The organism is Sphaerisporangium rufum, assembly GCF_016863395.1.
In the GTDB taxonomy this organism is placed as follows: domain Bacteria; phylum Actinomycetota; class Actinomycetes; order Streptosporangiales; family Streptosporangiaceae; genus Sphaerisporangium; species Sphaerisporangium rufum.
Genome location: NZ_BOOU01000147.1, coordinates 1 through 1,100, shown reverse-complemented (window position 1 = coordinate 1,100; position 1,100 = coordinate 1). Strand labels below are relative to the sequence as shown.

The window sequence follows — 1,100 nt, the reverse complement described above, 5'->3', positions numbered from 1 at the left end:
GGTCCAGCGGTACGACGACGGCAGGTCGCAGGTGCCGCCGGGCGACGAGGGCGAGGCCGACGGGGACGGCGACGGGCCGGGGCCCCCGCCGGTGCTCCACTTCTGGTTGCTACCTCCGTGGCAGGACCAGATCTGGATCTTGCTGCCGTTGGCGGTGCCGGCGCCGCTCACGTCCAGGCACTTGTTCGCGCCGACCGCGGTGATGCTGCCGTCGGAGTTCAGCCGCCACTTCTGGTTGTTCTGCCCGTTGCAGCTCCAGATGATCACCGCGGTACCGTCCGCGGTGCCCGCGCCGTTCACGTCCACGCACCGGCTGCCGTTGAAGACGCGCAGCTCTCCGGCCGAGGTGAACTCGAACTGCTGCCCGCTCTGGCCGTTGCAGTCCCAGAGCTGCAGGCCGGTGCCTTGCGCGTCTGAGTTGTTGGCGACGCTCAGGCATCGTCCGGAGCCCGTGCCGACCACTGGTGCCGCCGCGGCGGAGGCCGGCACCGACCAGCTCAGCGCGGTGGCGAGGACGGTGGCCAGCGTACTGATCACGCCGACGGTCACGGCCACCGGCGACCGCCGCCGGCGCGCGGCCCCGCCGGGCGTCGGAAGGGGTGAAGGAGGCATGTCTCTAACTCCTTGGGTCGACATCCGCCCCGAGGCTGCCCGATGGCGGGTCATGGTCAAATGTGAACGCTAACATCGGCCGGAGGTCCACTCTGCTCCTTCCACGGCCCGGCCAGGGGTTGACGTGCAGCGGAGCAAATACGACGGCGCGCCGCCCTGTCAAGGAACGGCCCGCTCGCCCGCGGGCGCGGGGGCCGCCGCCGTCCGCGCCGACCAGCGCCATGGTCACCGTCGCGGATCGTCCCTTGGTATGAAACATTCATCTGCCGGACACCGGCATCGATCGCCATCGACGCCGCCTGTACGGGGGGTGGAGGCCCGCCGGACCGCGAACCGGTTCAACTGCGGCCTTGACATGTTACGTACTGATTTCCACACTGAGTCCCCGAGGCGGCCGCCCCCCATCCGCGCCGACGGCGCACTACCCCGGCCGCATCCGTGACGCGGCCGCCCGTCCGCGGCGTCGGTCGCGCTCCCGCGTGGTTCCG

Annotated in this window: 1 protein-coding gene; it reads right to left on the bottom strand. The window is 71.2% G+C overall.

The annotated features are described in order from the left end of the window. The coding region (locus tag Sru01_RS35065) for an RICIN domain-containing protein (RefSeq protein ID WP_239138080.1) at positions 1-612 on the bottom strand (612 nt) is incomplete at its 3' end. Positions 613-1,100: the final 488 nt, after the last annotated feature.